The following is a 16,454-nucleotide window of genomic DNA, read 5'->3' as shown; positions in this document are numbered from 1 at the left end:
TTGATCGCCGCGACGTGACATGGAGCTGCTCACGCCAGAGATGCCGGCTGGCGCGGCGCGGCGGTCAGGTAGTCGCCGAGCTGTTCGACCAGTTCGTTCATGGTGTGGCCGATGAGCCCCACGTCGGCGTCGTCGTCGGCGACGACGGCCAGGTGGGCGCCTTCGCCCGCGGCCACGATGAACAGCAGGCCGCCGTGGAACTCGGTCATGCTCTGGCGCACCCCGCCGGTCCCGTCGCCGAACTCCATGGAGGCGCCGTAGGACAGGCTCTGGATGCCCGAGGCGATGGCGGCCAGCTGGTCGGCCTTGTCCGGCGTCAGGCTCGAGGTGTGGCAGAGCTTGAGGCCGTCCCTCGACAGCACCAGGGCGTGCCGGGTTTGCGGCGTCCTGGTGAGCAGGTTCTCCAGCAGCCACTGGAGATCGTGGTTCATGGCGTTCATTCCGATCGCGGGATCCGCCCGGCGCCCGGGCAGGTCCTTGCCTCCAATCCGTCGTGTCAGGCGTCGTGGTCCGGGGGAGCGGTGTCCGGCCCGGCCGGCCTGCCGGGAGGCGCCGAACCGGGTACCGGGGCCAGGGCGGGGGGTCTGTCCGGCGGCCGCGCGCATCCGCCCGCTCCGGCTGATCTCGTGCGCCAGGGTCTCCATGACGTACCGGTACCCGCCGTCGGCAGGCCCGGGGGCCAGTGCGGCCTCCGCCGGCGCGCCTTCGCGCAGGCGGTTCGCCAGCGCGGGCAGCAGCTTGTCGATGTCCGTGGTCGGCGCGTTGAGGCGGGCCCGTGCCCGGCGTGCGACACCGTGGTGTGGACCGCGACCGCCAGCAGGACCACCGCGACCCCGCCGAACCAGGCCAGCGAGATCCGGCCCGCGTCCGGCCTGGGTGAGCGGCGAGCGGCCGGGCGGACCGGGGCTGGTTGCGGGTACTGACATTGGTAGGTCCTCGTCGAGGTCGGTGGCCTGGTCGTGCGGAGCCGAATGATCCTGCTCTGTTCCCGCTCCTTGCCTCCATCCGGAAGCCGGCGCCGCCGGCGGAAAGGTGATCCTAGCCGCGACCTCCGGCCGCCGTCAGGAGGAAGTTGCGAAATGCGCGACCAATCGTGCCACTGCAACAAAGTCTTTCATGTTCTGCCTCCGGTGCCGGGCGGACCTTTCGCGAACAGGTTCTACCAGGTGCGACAAGGCCGCGGAACGGTCGGGCGGGTCAACGCGTTGGGCCATCCGGCCGAACGGGAGTACCGCCGGGGTGGGCAGTTACGCCGGAGGTGCGTTTCGCCGGTGGGCGCCGGGGAACTCCGCCCCCGGTAAGGGGACGAGTCACCTGGAGGTGTCCAATGTCCACTAGTGCGATCATCGTCGTCCTTGTGGCGGTCGTGGTGATCGGCGTGGCCGCGGCCGTGCTGGCCATGCAGGTGCGCAGGCGGCGGCTCCGCAACCGGTTCGGGCCGGAATACGACCGCGTGCTCCACACCACCGACGACCGGCGTGCCGCCGAGCGCGAACTGCTCGAGCGCGAACGCCGCCACGCCGACCTGGAAATCCGGCCACTGTCGGAGGATTCGCGTGTGGTCTACACCGAACGTTGGTCACGGGTGCAGGAACAGTTCGTCGACGCGCCCGCCGAGGCCGTCGCCGAGGCGGATCGCCTCGTCACCGACCTGCTGGCCGAGGTCGGCTACCCCAGGCGGGAGTTCGAGCAGCAGGCGGCGGACCTGTCGGTGGACCATCCGGACGCGGCGGAACCGTACCGCCGGGCGCACAGAGTGCTGGCCGACGGGGACAGTGGCGACGGCCAGGTGGCCGAGTCCGCGGACGAAACCGACGAACTTCGCCGCGCGCTGCTCGACTACCGGGTCGTCTTCGACGCGGTGTCGGGCCACAAGGCCGGCTCGATGTCCGGCGCCCGCTCCTGACCACTCGCATCCAAAGGGGATATCGTCATGACCAGTATCGAATCCGACGCTCAGCGGAACCTGCGGCACGACGACACGACTTCCGAGGAGACAGCCGGGCGCACGCCAGAACTGCCGCCCGGCGACGAAACGCCGCACCAGGGCACGGAGTCCGATACCGAGTCCGGCATCGAATCCGGCGCCGACTCGGGGGCCGAGCCCGGCGTAGAGTCCGGCGGCGAGTCCAAAAAGGATATCGAACTGCTCGCCTCGGACGACGTCGAACGGTACGAGAACGAGTGGCGCGCGGTTCAGGCCGGGTTCGTCGACGATCCGGAAGGCGCGGTGCGCGAGGCCGACGCACTGATCGACCGCGTGGTCGAGACGTTGACCAGCAAGATCACTCAGCGGCAGGCGGCGCTCACCGACCGCCTGAACGGCGACGGCTCGCAGACCGAGCAACTGAGGCTGGCGTTGCGGGAATACCGCTCGCTGTTTTCCGAGCTGGTCCCCGGCGCGCAAGTCGAATTGCGCGGACAAAACCGATCCACCGCTACCGGAGCGGGCGGTGCCGCGGATGGTCGGTGACGGCCCAGTGCCAGGCCACCTGCTCGTCCTGGTAGCGGACGACGCCCATCACCGCCCATCACCCGGAACTCGACCTGGTTTCCGGATGGGGAACGTCGAACCACGGACAGGTGTGCTGCCGCGGAACTTCTTGTGGCGGCCACGAAATCTCCGTCCCCGGCACAGCGCAGGAGTTGCCCCACCGAGTGTGAGCTGGCGGTGCTGACGCGCCCACCGACTGGCCGCGTGCCCACCGACTGGCCGCGCGCGCATGAGTGCGCCTGACCGGTTCGACCGGCCAACTCCTTCGACGTGGGACCGTGGAGCCGCCAGGCGGCGGGCCGATCACCAGCGATACCGGGCAGGTGCCGAGTTGATCGCCCACGGCCGCATGATCGCCGTGTTGTTCGGGTCGGTCGCCGCCGGTCACTTCGGCCATGGCTTGGTCGCCATCCCCGTCGACGGTCGCAAGAAGACCCCGCTCGCTGTCTGTCGCCGATTCATCTCACACCGCATCTCCCCAATCAACGACAGCAAAACCTCGGCACGCGAGGAAGTGGGGGCGGACGGGACATCGTCGGGCTGCTCTTCGGCGGACGATTCAGTCATTCCTTCATAATTCCGAACAAAGAGAGGAAACGTGAATTTTTGCGATCGAACATACCGTTCGCCCGGCTGGTCCACATTGGAACTCTGGATTCGCGTGAAATTGTCGTTGTTGCTCATACAGTACGTGGATTCCATGGAGGTGTGGAGGTCGGTCGAAGTCTCGTGCGCGCGGGCGGGGCTGGTGATCCCGAGAGCGGCGACAACCCGGTGTTTCCCGGTGGTGGTGTGGTCGCCGGAGTGCTCGATCAGGAAAGCGCGTGCGGGCGCAGAAAATTGATTTCGTCGCCGATCGGCTCGAGGTGGACGGCTCGCACCCGACCAGGGCCGAGGTTTGCCCATGAGTGCGGGCCGCAAAGGGGCCGGGGCAGTGTGTCCAGGTGGGCGAACAGCGTGGGCTGGTTTTCCGTCACGGTCAGCACGTAGCCGGTTCGGCGCTGTTCGACCAGGCGACCAACCTGCTCGCGCTTCGGTGTGCGGAGTGTATCGCGCGACTTCTCACCACCCTCGGTGACCCAGGCAGCCGGGACAGGGCAGTGGTCATCCCCAACTAACGAAGCAACAGCAGGCGCAGCTCTCCGCGAGATCACGGGCTTCCACAACCACCACATGATCAACACGTGCCCGCCCTTCACCGGTCTTGACCAGACGCAACCGACTTCGCACTGGAACGGCGGGCTCGGACGCGCGAGAGCGTGGTGTGGCCGAGATAGCGGTGCGGCGAAGGGGTTTCCAGAAAGATCGTTGATGTCCAAAGTGGATGACCCGTTCCGGGGTCGCCCGAACGGTCGGATGTCCGGTGAGGGCAAAGCCGGCCGGGCGGGGGTGATCTAGCGTCGGGAAATATGACGGTCTTGCGGCAGGTCCTCGTGGTGATCGTATTGGTGACCAGCTCGGTTTTCGGTGTGCTGCCCAGCGCCGAAGCCTCGCCGGTCGTCGCCGGCTTCGACATCAGTTACTGGCAGGGAATTCCGGACTTCGCCGCCGCCAGGGCGCGGGGCGCACGGTTCGTGTTCGTCCAGGACACGGGTGGCGTCGGCTACGTGAACCCGAGATTCCTTCAGCAGTTCCGTGCCGTGAAGACCGCCGGTTTGCTGCGTGGTGCCTACCATTTCGCGCGGCCGGACAAGTCCGGCGGTGCGGCTCAGGCGGCATTTTTGCATTCGCACAACGGCAAATGGTTCGCCGACGGCATGACCCTGCCGCCCACTCTCGATCTCGAGGACGCCCGTGGCGCCGCGCCCTGCTACGGGCTCTCCGTGCCCGCCATGGTGGACTGGATCAGCGACTTCAGCACCGAGCTCAAGCGCCGCACCGGGCACCGGCCGATCATCTACACGTCCACCCGGTGGTGGAAGGCCTGCACCGGCAACAGCGGGGCGTTCGCGGCGAACCACGTGCTCTGGCTGGCCAGGTACAACGCGCGGATCGGGGACATCCCCGGTGGCTGGACCGCTTCCTTCTGGCAGTCGGGCGTCACCGGTCCGCTGCCGGGCGACCAGAACTCGTTCTTCGGCAGCTTCGCGCAACTGAAGCGGCTGACCGTGTCCTGACCCGGCGGTTCCCACCTGGCGGGATGTTTTGGCGATCCGCCGCTTAGGGTGGAGGGTATGCGCACTTGGTCATCGGTCACCCTGCCCCGCGTGCCCGGCACGCCGCCCCCGCTGCGCCTGTACGACACCGCCACCGGACGGCTCCGCCCCACCGCACCTGGCCGGACCGCGCGGATGTACGTCTGCGGCATCACACCCTACGACGCCACCCATCTGGGCCACGCGGCGACTTACCTGGCGTTCGACCTGGTGCACCGCGCGTGGCTGGATGCCGGGATCGACGTGCACTACGTGCAGAACGTGACCGACATCGACGAGCCGCTGCTGGAGCGCGCCGAGCGGGACCAGGACGACTGGATCGTGCTGGGCCTGCGGGAGACGGCGCTGTTCCGCGAGGACATGGAGGCGCTGCGGGTACTGCCGCCGCGGCACTTCGTCGGCGCCGTGGAGAGCATTCCGGAGATCGTCGAGGTGATCGCGAAACTCCTGGCCGACGGCGCCGCGTACCGGGCGGAGGACCCCGAGTACGCGGACATCTACTTCGATCACACCGTGACGGGCAAGTTCGGCTACGAGTCGAACTACGACCACGAGACCATGGCCCGGCTCTTCGCCGAGCGGGGTGGTGATCCGGACCGGCCCGGCAAGCACGACCCGCTGGACGCGCTGCTGTGGCGGTGCGCCCGGCCGGGGGAACCGTCCTGGGAATCCGAACTCGGCCCGGGCCGCCCCGGCTGGCACATCGAGTGCAGCGCGATCGCGGTCAACCGACTGGGCATGACCTTCGACGTGCAGGGCGGCGGGTCGGACCTGATCTTCCCGCACCACGAGTTCAGCGCGGCCCACGCGGAGGCACAGACCGGAGTCCACCCGTTCGCGCGGCACTACGTGCACGCCGGGATGATCGGGCTCGACGGCGAAAAGATGTCGAAGTCGCGCGGCAACCTGGTGTTCGTGTCCCGGCTTCGGGCCGACGGCGTCGACCCCAGCACGATCCGGCTCGCCCTGTTCTCCGGGCACTACCGCACGGACCGTGCCTGGACGGCCGCCCTGCTGAGCGAGGCCGAGGCGCGGCTTTCCCGCTGGCAGGAGGCGGCGTCACTGCCGGCCGGTCCCGCGGCGGAGCCGACCGTGGTGCGCCTCCGTGAACACCTGGCCGACGACCTCGACACCCCCCGGGCACTCGCCGCGCTGGACGCCTGGGTGGCCGACGCGCTCCGCCGGGACGGCACCGATCCCGCCGCGCCCGCCCTCATCCGCTCGGCCGTCGACGCCCTGCTCGGTATCGTCCTTCAGTAATGTATAACGAGCTATATGGCTCGGCCCTGGTCGAGACACAGGGTCTCACCCTGCCATTCCCGGCGAAGCCAGCGATCGTGTGAGGCCACGACGACCGCGCCCGGGGCCGTGTTCAGGGCGTCGAAGAGTTCTTCGGCGAGGCTGAGGGACAGGTGGTTGGTGGGCTCGTCCAGCAGCAGCACCTGCGGTGGCCGCGCGACGAGGATCGCCAGTGCGAGCCGCCTGCGCTGGCCGGCCGAGAGCCGGCCGGCCGGGCGGTCCAGATCACGCGCGGGAAGCAGGCCGAGTTGGGGGAGGGGCACCGAATCGGGGCCGGCGGCCTCGGCGTAGAGCCGACGCGGCGATTTGTCCTCCTCGGCCAGGGTCACGTCCTGCTCGAGCAGGCCGACCCGAACGCCGCGACGCCGGCGCACCACGCCGTCCGTCGGTTCGAGCCGCCCGGCCAGCACGGTGAGCAAAGTGGACTTCCCGGCGCCGTTGCCGCCCGCGACCAGAAGCCGCGTAGAAGGGTTCACGTCGAGCTGTCCAATGTGGAGCCTTCCGGGTACGTCGATGTCCCGGGCGGACAACGCGGGGCCGTCCTCGACGGCCGGGGCGGTCAGCTCGCCGGCGAACCGCAGCGGCGCGGGCGGTTTGGGCACCTGGTCCCGGGTCAGCTCGTCGAGCCGTTGCCGCGCGTCACGGACACGCCGTGCGATCTGCTTCTGCACGCGCGCGCCCTTGAAGCTGTAGATGAACTTGTCGTTGTCCCGGGCCGCCCGGTCGTGCGCGACGCTGCGGGCGGTCACCGCAACGGATTCCCGCAGCCGTTTGAGCTCGGCCTGTTCCTCGTTGAAGCGCTGCTCCCAGCGTGCCCGCTCGGCGCGTTTCTCCGCCAGATAGGCGGTGTAGGCGCCGCCGTAGCGGGTCGGGCCACCGAGTGCTGGATCGAGGTCGACGACGTCGGTGCAGACCACGTCGAGGAACACCCGGTCGTGGGAGGACAGCACCACGATCCCGCGCCAGGACGACAGGTGTTTCTCCAGAAACTCCATGGCCGCGTCGTCGAGATGGTTGGTCGGCTCGTCGAGCAGCAGCGTCCGCGGTCGCCGGATCAGCAGCGCCGCGAGGCCCAGCCGGGAGCGCTGCCCACCGGAAAGCGTGTCGAGCGTCCGGCTGGACGCGATCCCGCCCAGCCCTAGGCCGTCACACACCAACCGGGCGCGACGGTCGGCGTCCCACAGTTCGTGCGCTTGCGCCCATTCCAGGGCGTGCCCGTACTCGGCCAGCGCATCGGGATCTTCGGCGAGCCGCTCCGCGAGCCGGTCAAGCCGCTCGGCGGTCGCGCGGATCTCGGCGAGCGCGTCGTCGATCACTTGCTGGAAGCGTGCCGTGCCGGGGTACGGCAGTTCCTGGTCCAGGAAACCGACTTCGGGTCCACTGTGGACCGTGTCCCGGCCCGTGGTTGCGCCAGTCCGGCGAGCAACCGCAGCAGGGTGGACTTTCCGGCGCCGTTCTCGCCGACGAGCCCGAGCCGCTGACCGTGCCCGGCCGTCAGTGAGAGCCCGTCGAAGACGACCCGGTCGCCGTAAGAGAAGACGACATCCTGTGCGCGCAAGGAAGACATGAACATCCCCGAAGAGAAAGGGAGCCCGCCGGGCGCAAGCCTCGGGCGCGGGCGGGACGGGATGTCAGTTCTTCATGATGCGGCCACCCTACCCGACTGCCGTGCGCGGCCGTCAAATCCTTTTCCCTTGACAGCCACCCAGAGCCTCGAAGAGTTCTTTCGAACGGGTTCTTTCGGACTTGGGGGTGAGGACATGGCCGAGCTGCCGCCGCGGAGGCGCGTCCGGGACACCGAGCTGATGCGCGCGCCGGCGCATCCGGTGCGGTCACCGGATCGGCGGCATCCACGGCGGTGACCGTGGTCGCCGGGTCGCGGCGATCATCTGGAACGCCGTGTACGTCACGACGTCGTTCGGGGCGTATCTCGTGCTGTTCGTCGTGATCGGCGCGCCCGCCGCGATCCTCAGTGCGGGCCTGATGTCCGTGGTCCAGCTCGCCACCCCGCCGGAGAAGACCGGGCGAGCGCTGGCGAGCCTGTTCGCCGGAAACCACGTTGTTCCAGGTCGCCGGCACGCTGGGGGCCGGTGCGCTGGCGGCCCTGACCGGCCCGGCCGTGCTCCTGAACGTCCAGGCGGCCTTCGCCGTGATCGCGGGACTGATCGTGCTGTTCGGGCTGCCGCGGCCAGTGGCTACGGTGGAGGAGTGCCCAGTCTCTTCGCCACCAGCGACCTCCATGTGACCCACGAAGGCAATGCCCCGATCGTGGAGACGATCAGGCCGGAGTCCCCGGACGACTGGCTGCTGGTCGCCGGGGACGTCGCCGAGCGGGCCCAGGCGATCGTCGACACGCTGGCCATGTTGGGGGAGCGGTTCGCCAAGGTGGTGTGGGTGCCCGGCAACCACGACCTGTGGACGACGAGCCGGGACGAGGTCCAGTTGCGCGGTGAGGCCCGCTACCGCCATCTGGTCGAGCGGTGCCGGGAGATCGGCGTACTCACGCCCGAGGACGAGTTCCCGGTCTGGGAGCACGGTGACCGCCCGCTCACGATCGCGCCGATGTTCCTGCTCTACGACTACAGCTGGCGCACGCCGCAGGCCGAGTACGTCTCGCTGGAGGAGGCGCTGGGGCAGGCACGCGAGGCGGGCGTGGTGTGCACCGACGAGTACTTCCTGCACCCGGACCCGTATCCGAGCCGGCAGGAATGGTGCGCGCGGCGGCTGAAGGTCACCGGGGAACGGCTCGACGCGATCCCGGAGGACCACGGCACCATCCTGCTGTCGCACTGGCCTCTGCACCGGCACCCGACAGCGCCGCTGTACTGGCCGGAGTTCGCGCTGTGGTGCGGCACCACACAGACCGCCGACTGGCACGTGCGCTACCGCGCGGAGGCGGCGGTGTTCGGGCACCTGCACATCCCGCGCACGACCCAGGCCGACGGCGTCCGCTTCGAGGAGGTCTCGCTGGGCTACCCCCGCGAGTGGGGCAAGCGCGCCCGCGGCCCGGTGCCGGCGCGCAAGATCCTCTGACTCAGCTCGGTCCCTCCTGACCGGGCCGGCGGCGCCGGAGGTAACGCTCGAACTCGGCGGCGATCTTGTCCCCGCTGGATTCCTCGAGCGAGATCTGGACCTCGGCGTCCCCGCGCTCTTCGAGGGACCGCACGTACTCGCTGATCTCCTCGTCCTCCTCCGCCATCTCGCTGACGGTGCGCTGCCACTCCTCGGCCTGCTCGGGCAGCGCGCCCAGCGGGATCTCGACGTCGAGCACGTCCTCGAGCTTGTGCAACAGCGCCAGCGTGGCCTTGGGTGACGGCGGGTGGGAGACGTAGTGCGGCACCGCGGCCCAGACGGAGATCGCCGGGATGCCGGCCTGCACGCAGAAGTCCTGCAGGATCCCGACGATCCCGGTCGGCCCCTGGTACCGGCTGCGTTCCAGGCCGAACCGCGCGGCGGCCTCGGCGTCATAGGCCGTCCCGGTCACCGGCACCGGCCGCGTGTGCGCCGTGTCGGCCAGCAGCGCACCGAGCGTGACGACGGTGGACACCTCGAACTGCTCCATGTGCTCGATCAACTCCTGGCAGAAGGCCCGCCACCGCATGTTCGGTTCCGGGCCCTGCACCAGTACGACGTCCCGGTCGTAGCCGGGCGGGCGGCACACGGACAGCCGCGTGGTCGGCCACTCGACCCGCCGGGTCACCCCGTCCACCAGGCGGACGGTCGGACGGCTCACCTGGAAGTCGTAGTAGTCGTCGGGGGCCAGTTCGGCCAGTGGTTTCGCATCCCAGCTCAACTGAAGGTGCTCAACCGCCGTACTGGCCGCGTCACCTGCGTCGTTCCATCCCTCGAAGGCCACCACCATGACCGGGCGGGTGTCATCGGGCAGCTGCGTCGCGTCGGCTGGGTCGCTCACTCGACCAGCCTACGACCCGAACCCGGGTACCGAGACCGTAGCCTGGGTGACATGCCGGAACAGCTCTCTTCGCCGCTGCTGGACGCGCTTGGTTCTCGCGTGGTCATCGCTGATGGGGCGATGGGTACCGCGTTGCAGGCGCATGACCTGTCGTTGGATGATTTTTGCGGCCTGGAGGGGTGCAACGAGATCCTGAACGTGACCCGGCCGGATGTGGTGCGCGGGATTCACCGGGCGTATCTGGCCGCCGGGGCGGACGCGGTGGAGACCAATTCGTTTGGTGCGAACCTGGCGAATCTGGCGGAGTACGGGATCGAGGACCGGATCTTCGAGCTCGCGGAGGCGGCGGCGCGACTGGCGCGGGAGTCGGCCGACGAGTTCGCCACCCGGGAGCGGCCCCGGTTCGTGCTGGGTTCGGTCGGTCCGGGCACCAAGCTGCCCACGCTGGGGCACGCGCCCTACGCCGCCCTGCGGGACGCCTATCTCCGCCAGGTGCGTGGTCTGCTGGCCGGCGGGGTCGACGCGGTCGTCGTCGAGACCGCGCAGGACATCCTGCAGGCGAAGGCGGCGATCGTGGCGGCGCACCTGGCGATGGCGGCCGAAGGCAGGCGGGTGCCGGTGATCGCGTCGATCACGGTGGAGACCACCGGCACGATGCTGCTGGGCACGGAGGTGGGTGCCGCGCTGGTGGCGCTGGAACCCCTCGGCATCGACGTGATCGGGTTGAACTGCGCGACGGGCCCGGCGGAGATGCGCGAACACCTGCGCACGTTGTCGCGGTCGGCGCGGGTGCCGTTGTCGGTGATGCCCAACGCCGGGCTGCCCGAACTGGGTCCGGACGGGGCGGTGTATCCGCTGTCCCCGGAGGGGCTGGCGGAGGCGCTGTCGGGTTTCGTGGCCGAGTTCGGGGTCGGGCTGGTGGGTGGGTGTTGCGGCACCACGGGGGAGCACATCCGCCAGTTGGCCGCGGCGGTGGCCGGGGTGGCGCGGCCCCCGCGCGAGCCACGCCTGGAGGCGGGGGTGTCGTCGTTGTATCAGGCGGTGCCGTTCCGGCAGGACGCCAGCGTGTTGATGGTGGGTGAGCGCACCAACGCCAACGGGTCGAAGAAGTTCCGCGAGGCCATGGTGGCGGGCCGGTACGAGGACTGCGTGGAGATCGCGCGGGAGCAGACCCGCGACGGCGCGCATCTGCTCGACCTGTGCGTGGACTACGTGGGCCGGGACGGCGCGGCGGACATGGCCGAGTTGGCGGGCCGGCTCGCGACGGCGTCGACGCTGCCGATCATGCTGGACTCCACCGAGCCCGCGGTGGTGCAGGCGGGGCTGGAGCGGTTGGGCGGCCGGTGCGTGGTCAACAGCGTGAACTACGAGGACGGTGATGGCCCCGATTCCCGCTTCCAGAAGGTGATGCGGCTGGTGGCCGAGCACGGCGCGGCGGTCGTGGCGCTGTGTATCGACGAGCAGGGCCAGGCTCGTACCGCGGAGTGGAAGGTGCGGGTCGCCACGCGGTTGATCGAGGACCTCACCGGCAACTGGGGCATGCGGGTGGGGGACATCATCGTGGACTGCCTGACGTTCCCGATCAGCACCGGGCAGGAGGAAACCCGCCGCGACGGCCTGGAAACCATCGACGCCATCCGCGAGTTGAAGCGCTGCTACCCGGAGGTGCAGACCACTCTCGGCGTCTCCAACGTGTCCTTCGGGCTGAACGCCGCCGCGCGGCAGGTGCTCAACAGCGTGTTCCTGCACGAGTGTGTGCAGGCGGGGCTGGACACCGCGATCGTGCATGCCTCGAAGATCCTGCCGATGGCGCGGATCCCCGACGAGCAGCGACAGGTCGCCCTCGACCTGATCTACGACCGCCGCGGGGAGGGCTACGACCCGCTGCAGCGGTTGATGCAACTGTTCGAGGGCGTCTCGGCGGCGTCGCGGCGGGAGTCGCGGGCGGAGGAGCTGGCCGCGTTACCGCTGTTCGAGCGGCTGGAGCGGCGGATCGTGGACGGCGAACGCGCCGGCCTGGAGGCCGACCTGGACGAGGCCATGCGGTCCAGGCCCCCGTTGGAGATCATCAACGACACCCTGCTGTCCGGGATGAAGACCGTGGGGGAGTTGTTCGGGTCCGGGCAGATGCAGTTGCCGTTCGTGCTGCAGTCGGCGGAGGTGATGAAGGCCGCGGTGGCCTACCTGGAGCCGCACATCGAAGAGGACAGCCAAGGACGTCCGCAGCACAAGGGGCGGATCGTGCTGGCCACGGTGAAGGGGGATGTGCACGACATCGGCAAGAACCTGGTCGACATCATCCTGTCGAACAACGGGTACGAGGTGGTCAACCTCGGCATCAAACAGCCCATCACCGCGATCCTGGACGCCGCCGAGGAGCATCGGGCCGACGCCATCGGCATGTCCGGACTGCTGGTGAAATCCACCGTGATCATGAAGGAGAACCTGGAGGAGATGAACTCCCGCGGGGTCGCCGGCCGCTGGCCGGTGCTGCTCGGCGGGGCGGCGTTGACCCGGACCTACGTGGAGAACGACCTCACCGAGATCTACCACGGCCAGGTCCGCTACGCCCGGGACGCCTTCGAGGGCCTGCGCCTCATGGACGGCATCATGGCCGTCAACCGCGGCCACGCCCCCGCCGCCGATCCCGCCGAGGAGGCCAAGCGTGCGGAGCGGAAAGCCCGCCGTGAACGGTCCCTGCGGATCGCCGCGGCCCGTGAGGCCGCCCGGGAACCCGAGGTGATCCCGGCCCGCTCGGATGTGGCCACCGACGTGCCGCTGCCCACCCCGCCGTTCTGGGGAACCCGCGTGGTCAAGGGCATCCCGGTCGCCGACTACGCCGCCTACCTCGACGAACGCGCCACCTTCCTCGGTCAGTGGGGCCTGCGCGGCAGCAAGGGAGGCCAGGGACCCACCTACGAAGAACTCGTCGAGACCGAGGGCCGCCCCCGGCTGCGCTACTGGCTGGACAAACTGGCCACCGACGGGATCCTCGCCCATGCCGCGGTCGTCTACGGCTACTTCCCCGCCGTGGCCGAGGGCGACGACCTCGTGGTGCTCACCGAGCCCCGCCCGGACGCGCCGGAACGTTGCCGGTTCACCTTCCCCCGCCAGCACCGCGACCGGCACCTGTGCCTGGCCGACTTCTACCGCCCCCGGGAGGCGGGCGAGGTGGACGTGCTCCCGCTCACGTTGGTCACCATGGGCGAGCCCATCGCCGAATACGCGAACGAGCTGTTCGCCGCCGACGCCTACCGCGACTACCTCGAGGTCCACGGCCTCGGCGTCCAGCTCACCGAGGCACTCGCCGAATACTGGCACCGCCGTGTCCGCCAGGAACTCCACTTCGCCACCGGCACCGCGGTCGCCGACGAGGACCCGGCCGCCATCGAGGAGTTCTTCAAACTCGGCTACCGCGGCGCCCGCTTCTCCCTCGGCTACGGCGCCTGCCCCAACCTCGAAGACCGCGCCAAGATCGTCGACCTGCTCGAACCCGAACGCATCGGCGTCAAGCTCTCCGAGGAGTTCCAGCTCCACCCCGAACAGTCCACCGACGCCATCGTCTGCCACCACCCCGAAGCCAAATACTTCAACACCTGACCAACCCACCCGGGTGCGGGTGTCCCGCAGAGCACCGGGTGCGGGTGTCCCGCATGACATGGAGGGGCGCGTGATCGACAATGGCGGAGCCCTGATCGTGCGGCCCGACCGGGTGCGGGTGTCCCGCACAACACAGAGGAGACACGTTGACTGAACCGTCCGTCAGGGCCGGCTCGGGCGTTCCCGCCGCCGTGCTCTGGGACATGGACGGCACGCTGGTCGACTCGGAGAAGCTGTGGGACATAGCGCTCTACGAGGCGGCCGAATGGCTCGGGGGCACGCTCACCGAACAGCAGCGGCTGACACTGGTCGGATCCAACATGACGGCCACCGCGCGGTATCTCCTCGGCGTGGCGGGCCGGACGCCGTCACCGGGAGCGATCGCGGACACGGGGGAGTGGATCCGGAACCGCACGGCCACGCTGTTCGGCGACGCGCTGCCCTGGCGTCCCGGCGCCCGGGAGGCCCTCGCGGCCGTGCGCGCGAGCGGGCTTCCGTCGGCGCTCGTCACCTCGACCGAGAGGGCGCTCACGGAGCTCGCGCTCGACACCATCGGGCGGGAGTTCTTCGACGCGACGGTGTGCGGTGACGAGGTGGACGGGCTGAACAAGCCGCATCCGGAGCCCTACCTGCGCGCCGCTCGGCTGCTCGGCGCGGACGCGGCACGGTGCGTCGCCGTGGAGGACTCGAAACCGGGCACCGAGTCGGCCGTGGCGGCGGGCTGCACGGTGCTCGTCATCCCCAACGACGTCCCGGTCGATCCCGGCGAGCGCCGATTCTTCCGCGTGTCGCTGGTCGGCGTCGACGTCGAAACGCTCGCGGAACTCTTCGCGGGCGACTGAGCCTTGTGGTGAGGCTCATAGCCCGCGCCAGGCGGTCCGGGGCGGATCCTCGCGCCCGCCGGGCGGATGCGAGGATCTACAGATCGTGAAGACCTTCGACGAGCTGTTCGCCGAGCTGACCGAGCGAGCGCGGACCCGGCCCACCGGGTCGGGCACCGTCGCCGCACTCGAAGCCGGCGTGCACGCGCAGGGCAAGAAGGTGCTCGAAGAAGCGGGCGAGGTGTGGATCGCGGCCGAGCACGAGTCGGACGAGCGCCTGGCCGAAGAGATCTCTCAGCTGCTCTACCGGGTGCAGGTACTCATGCTCGGCCGCGGGCTGACCACAGAGGACATCTATCGCTATCTCTAGCGGATCAGGGAACGGAGTGAAGGCGGATGCTGCGGGTCGCGGTGCCGAACAAGGGAGCGCTGGCGGAGCCGGCGGCGGAGATGCTCGGTGAAGCGGGCTACCGGGGGCGCCATGACCGCGACCTGACCGTATTCGATCATGTCAACGACGTGGAGTTCTTCTTCCTGCGGCCCAAGGACATCCCGATCTATGTCGGATCGGGCGAACTCGACCTCGGCATCACCGGCCGCGACCTGGCGGTCGACTCGGGCGCGGCCGTCGAGGAGACCCTCCCGCTGGGCTTCGGCGCCTCCACCTTCCGGTACGCGGCGCCGGCCGGCCAGGACTGGAAGCCCGCCGACCTGCAGGGCAAGCGGGTCGCCACGTCGTTTCCGAACCTGGTCCGGGAAAACCTCGCCGGGCACGGGGTGGAGGCCGAGGTCATCCGGCTCGACGGGGCGGTGGAGATCTCCGTCCAGCTCGGCGTCGCCGACGCCATCGCCGACGTGGTCGAGACCGGCCGGTCGCTGCGGCAGCACAACCTCGTCCCGTTCGGCGACCCGATCTGCGTGTCGGAGGCGGTGCTCGTAAAGGGGGCGGGAAGCGCCCCGTCGAAGGCGAAGTCGCAGCTCACCGCCCGTCTTCAGGGTGTGGTGTTCGCACAGCAGTACATGATGCTCGACTACGACTGCCCGCGCGGCCTGCTCGACAAGGCCGTCGCGATCACCCCTGGCGTCGAGTCGCCGACGGTGGCCCCGCTGGCCGATCCGGACTGGGTGGCCGTGCGCGCCATGGTGCCGCGCAAGGACGTCAACCGCATCATGGACGAGCTGGCCGAGGCCGGTGCGAAGGCCGTGCTCGCCTCCGACATCCGGTCCTGCCGCCTGTGACTCCCTGACCGGCGTCGTCTCCGCGTCCTGCTACGCCAACGCGGGGAACCTCGGCCGTCCGGTGGCCGGCGGGTGCTCGGCAACTCGCGCTTCACGGCACTGCTGGTGGTCCAGGCCGGCTCGTGGTCGCTTCCCAGGGCCGCGTCCCGATGACGACGGTGGCTTCCGGCTCGTCGCAACGGGCCACCCGGGGCACGAGCCCCGCCACCGCGAAGATGTCGACGATCCGCGGTGCCTGCCGTTCACCGGTCTCGACCAGCAGGTGCCCGCCGGAGGCCAGCCACCGAGGAGCCTCGGCGGCGACCCGTCGCAACACCTCGAGACCGTCCGAGCCCCCATCGAGGGCCACGCGCGGTTCATGCTCGCGGGCCTCGGGAGGCATCAGCGCGACCTTTCCGGAGGGTACGTACGGCGCGTTGGCGAGCAGGAGGTCGACACGCCCGAGGAGTGTGGTGGGCAACGACTGGTACACATCACCGACATAGGCCCGCCCGCCCACGGCGGCGATGTTGCGGACGGCGCACCGCACCGCGACCGGGTCGATGTCGGTGGCGTGCAACTCGACCTCGCCCAGCGCCGACGCCACGGCGAGGCCGAGCGCGCCCGAGCCGCAGCACAGGTCGAGCACGACGACTCCCGGGCTCGCCAGGGAAACCGCTTGACGGACAAGGAACTCGGTGCGGCGGCGGGGTACGAAGACCCCCGGATCCACCGCGATCCGCAGGCCGCAGAACTCGGCCCAGCCCAGCACGTGTTCCAGGGGCAGCCCGGCGACCCGCATCGCCACCATGGCGTCGAGTTCGGCCGGCGTGCGTGCCCCCGCGACGAGCAGCCGGGCTTCGTCCTCGGCGAAGACACAACCGACGGCACGGAGCCGGGTCACGAGCGGGTCGAGGGAAGGGGAAACAGACATGGGAAGCGCCTTTCGAGAG

16 protein-coding genes and 1 pseudogene are annotated in these 16,454 nt (G+C 69.8%); 11 read left to right on the top strand and 6 right to left on the bottom strand.

Annotation, left to right across the window (positions count from 1 at the left end):
- Positions 1-29: 29 nt before the first annotated feature.
- Positions 30-440 (bottom strand): roadblock/LC7 domain-containing protein, encoded by a 411-nt coding sequence (locus VJT49_RS11235; protein WP_324164733.1) that lies wholly within the window; start codon positions 438-440, stop codon positions 30-32.
- 887 nt (positions 441-1,327) lie between these two features.
- Between VJT49_RS11235 and VJT49_RS11230 the strand changes: the two genes are divergently transcribed.
- The 3 genes from VJT49_RS11230 to VJT49_RS11220 all read left to right on the top strand — a co-directional run bounded on the left by VJT49_RS11230 (position 1,328) and on the right by VJT49_RS11220 (position 3,071).
- Positions 1,328-1,906, top strand: coding sequence for a hypothetical protein (locus tag VJT49_RS11230; protein WP_324164695.1), 579 nt, complete (start codon positions 1,328-1,330; stop codon positions 1,904-1,906).
- A 27-nt stretch (positions 1,907-1,933) separates the two neighbouring features.
- Positions 1,934-2,473: a hypothetical protein gene (locus tag VJT49_RS11225; RefSeq protein WP_324164694.1), complete on the top strand. Its 540-nt coding sequence runs from the start codon at positions 1,934-1,936 to the stop codon at positions 2,471-2,473.
- A gap of 352 nt (positions 2,474-2,825) precedes the next feature.
- Positions 2,826-3,071: a hypothetical protein gene (locus VJT49_RS11220; protein WP_324164693.1), complete on the top strand. Its 246-nt coding sequence runs from the start codon at positions 2,826-2,828 to the stop codon at positions 3,069-3,071.
- Positions 3,072-3,306: 235 nt separating this feature from the next.
- Here VJT49_RS11220 and VJT49_RS11215 read toward each other — a convergent pair whose 3' ends face one another.
- Positions 3,307-3,678 carry a hypothetical protein gene (locus tag VJT49_RS11215; RefSeq protein ID WP_324164692.1) on the bottom strand — a complete coding sequence of 124 codons (372 nt, stop codon included), beginning with the start codon at positions 3,676-3,678 and terminating at the stop codon, positions 3,307-3,309.
- Positions 3,679-3,903: 225 nt separating this feature from the next.
- On the opposite strand from VJT49_RS11215, the gene VJT49_RS11210 reads away from it, so the two are divergent.
- Complete coding sequence (locus VJT49_RS11210; protein ID WP_324164691.1) at positions 3,904-4,611, top strand: GH25 family lysozyme; 708 nt, start codon at positions 3,904-3,906, stop codon at positions 4,609-4,611.
- 57 nt (positions 4,612-4,668) lie between these two features.
- On the top strand, positions 4,669-5,910 hold the full coding sequence (mshC, locus tag VJT49_RS11205; protein ID WP_324164690.1) for a cysteine--1-D-myo-inosityl 2-amino-2-deoxy-alpha-D-glucopyranoside ligase: 1,242 nt from the start codon (positions 4,669-4,671) through the stop codon (positions 5,908-5,910).
- Between the two features lie 11 nt (positions 5,911-5,921).
- Here mshC and VJT49_RS11200 read toward each other — a convergent pair.
- A pseudogene (locus VJT49_RS11200) lies at positions 5,922-7,516 on the bottom strand (ABC-F family ATP-binding cassette domain-containing protein).
- A 265-nt stretch (positions 7,517-7,781) separates the two neighbouring features.
- Positions 7,782-7,955 (bottom strand): hypothetical protein, encoded by a 174-nt coding sequence (locus VJT49_RS11195; RefSeq protein WP_324164689.1) that lies wholly within the window; start codon positions 7,953-7,955, stop codon positions 7,782-7,784.
- A 53-nt stretch (positions 7,956-8,008) separates the two neighbouring features.
- Here VJT49_RS11195 and VJT49_RS11190 point away from each other — a divergent pair, with 53 nt between their 5' ends.
- Both VJT49_RS11190 and VJT49_RS11185 read left to right on the top strand, forming a co-directional pair.
- Positions 8,009-8,194, top strand: coding sequence for a hypothetical protein (locus VJT49_RS11190; RefSeq protein WP_324164688.1), 186 nt, complete (start codon positions 8,009-8,011; stop codon positions 8,192-8,194).
- Positions 8,158-8,982 (top strand): metallophosphoesterase, encoded by an 825-nt coding sequence (locus VJT49_RS11185; RefSeq protein WP_324164687.1) that lies wholly within the window; start codon positions 8,158-8,160, stop codon positions 8,980-8,982. The genes VJT49_RS11190 and VJT49_RS11185 overlap by 37 nt, the downstream gene beginning before the upstream one ends.
- 1 nt (position 8,983) lies before the next feature.
- Here the strand turns inward: VJT49_RS11185 and VJT49_RS11180 are convergent, their stop codons facing one another.
- Entirely contained in the window at positions 8,984-9,862 is an 879-nt protein-coding gene (locus tag VJT49_RS11180; RefSeq protein WP_414635908.1) for a PAC2 family protein, read from the bottom strand.
- 51 nt (positions 9,863-9,913) lie between these two features.
- Between VJT49_RS11180 and metH the strand changes: the two genes are divergently transcribed.
- The 4 genes from metH to hisG all read left to right on the top strand — a co-directional run bounded on the left by metH (position 9,914) and on the right by hisG (position 15,522).
- The gene (gene metH / locus VJT49_RS11175; protein WP_324164686.1) at positions 9,914-13,462 is read left to right on the top strand and encodes a methionine synthase; all 3,549 of its coding nucleotides are present in this window, start codon (positions 9,914-9,916) and stop codon (positions 13,460-13,462) included.
- 146 nt (positions 13,463-13,608) lie between these two features.
- The gene (locus VJT49_RS11170) at positions 13,609-14,304 is read left to right on the top strand and encodes an HAD family phosphatase (protein WP_324164685.1); all 696 of its coding nucleotides are present in this window, start codon (positions 13,609-13,611) and stop codon (positions 14,302-14,304) included.
- An 85-nt stretch (positions 14,305-14,389) separates the two neighbouring features.
- The gene (locus tag VJT49_RS11165; RefSeq protein ID WP_324164684.1) at positions 14,390-14,653 is read left to right on the top strand and encodes a phosphoribosyl-ATP diphosphatase; all 264 of its coding nucleotides are present in this window, start codon (positions 14,390-14,392) and stop codon (positions 14,651-14,653) included.
- 26 nt (positions 14,654-14,679) lie between these two features.
- Positions 14,680-15,522: an ATP phosphoribosyltransferase gene (hisG, locus tag VJT49_RS11160; protein ID WP_324164683.1), complete on the top strand. Its 843-nt coding sequence runs from the start codon at positions 14,680-14,682 to the stop codon at positions 15,520-15,522.
- Positions 15,523-15,613: 91 nt separating this feature from the next.
- On the opposite strand, the gene VJT49_RS11155 is transcribed toward hisG, so the two are convergent.
- Complete coding sequence (locus VJT49_RS11155; RefSeq protein WP_324164682.1) at positions 15,614-16,435, bottom strand: putative protein N(5)-glutamine methyltransferase; 822 nt, start codon at positions 16,433-16,435, stop codon at positions 15,614-15,616.
- Positions 16,436-16,454: the final 19 nt, after the last annotated feature.

The sequence above is a fragment of the Amycolatopsis sp. genome (assembly GCF_035276945.1).
GTDB lineage: Bacteria > Actinomycetota > Actinomycetes > Mycobacteriales > Pseudonocardiaceae > Amycolatopsis_E.
Note: the sequence above shows the minus strand (reverse complement) of the source record. Positions and strands in the feature narration are given on the sequence as shown.

Coding starts and splice junctions, on each gene's coding strand:
- VJT49_RS11225 (WP_324164694.1), top strand. CDS start 1,934: ATGACCAGTATCGAATCCGACGCTCAGCGGAACCTGCGGCACGACGAC.
- hisG (WP_324164683.1), top strand. CDS start 14,680: ATGCTGCGGGTCGCGGTGCCGAACAAGGGAGCGCTGGCGGAGCCGGCG.
- VJT49_RS11155 (WP_324164682.1), bottom strand. CDS start 16,435: ATGTCTGTTTCCCCTTCCCTCGACCCGCTCGTGACCCGGCTCCGTGCC.
- mshC (WP_324164690.1), top strand. CDS start 4,669: ATGCGCACTTGGTCATCGGTCACCCTGCCCCGCGTGCCCGGCACGCCG.
- VJT49_RS11235 (WP_324164733.1), bottom strand. CDS start 440: ATGAACGCCATGAACCACGATCTCCAGTGGCTGCTGGAGAACCTGCTC.
- VJT49_RS11210 (WP_324164691.1), top strand. CDS start 3,904: ATGACGGTCTTGCGGCAGGTCCTCGTGGTGATCGTATTGGTGACCAGC.
- metH (WP_324164686.1), top strand. CDS start 9,914: ATGCCGGAACAGCTCTCTTCGCCGCTGCTGGACGCGCTTGGTTCTCGC.
- VJT49_RS11230 (WP_324164695.1), top strand. CDS start 1,328: ATGTCCACTAGTGCGATCATCGTCGTCCTTGTGGCGGTCGTGGTGATC.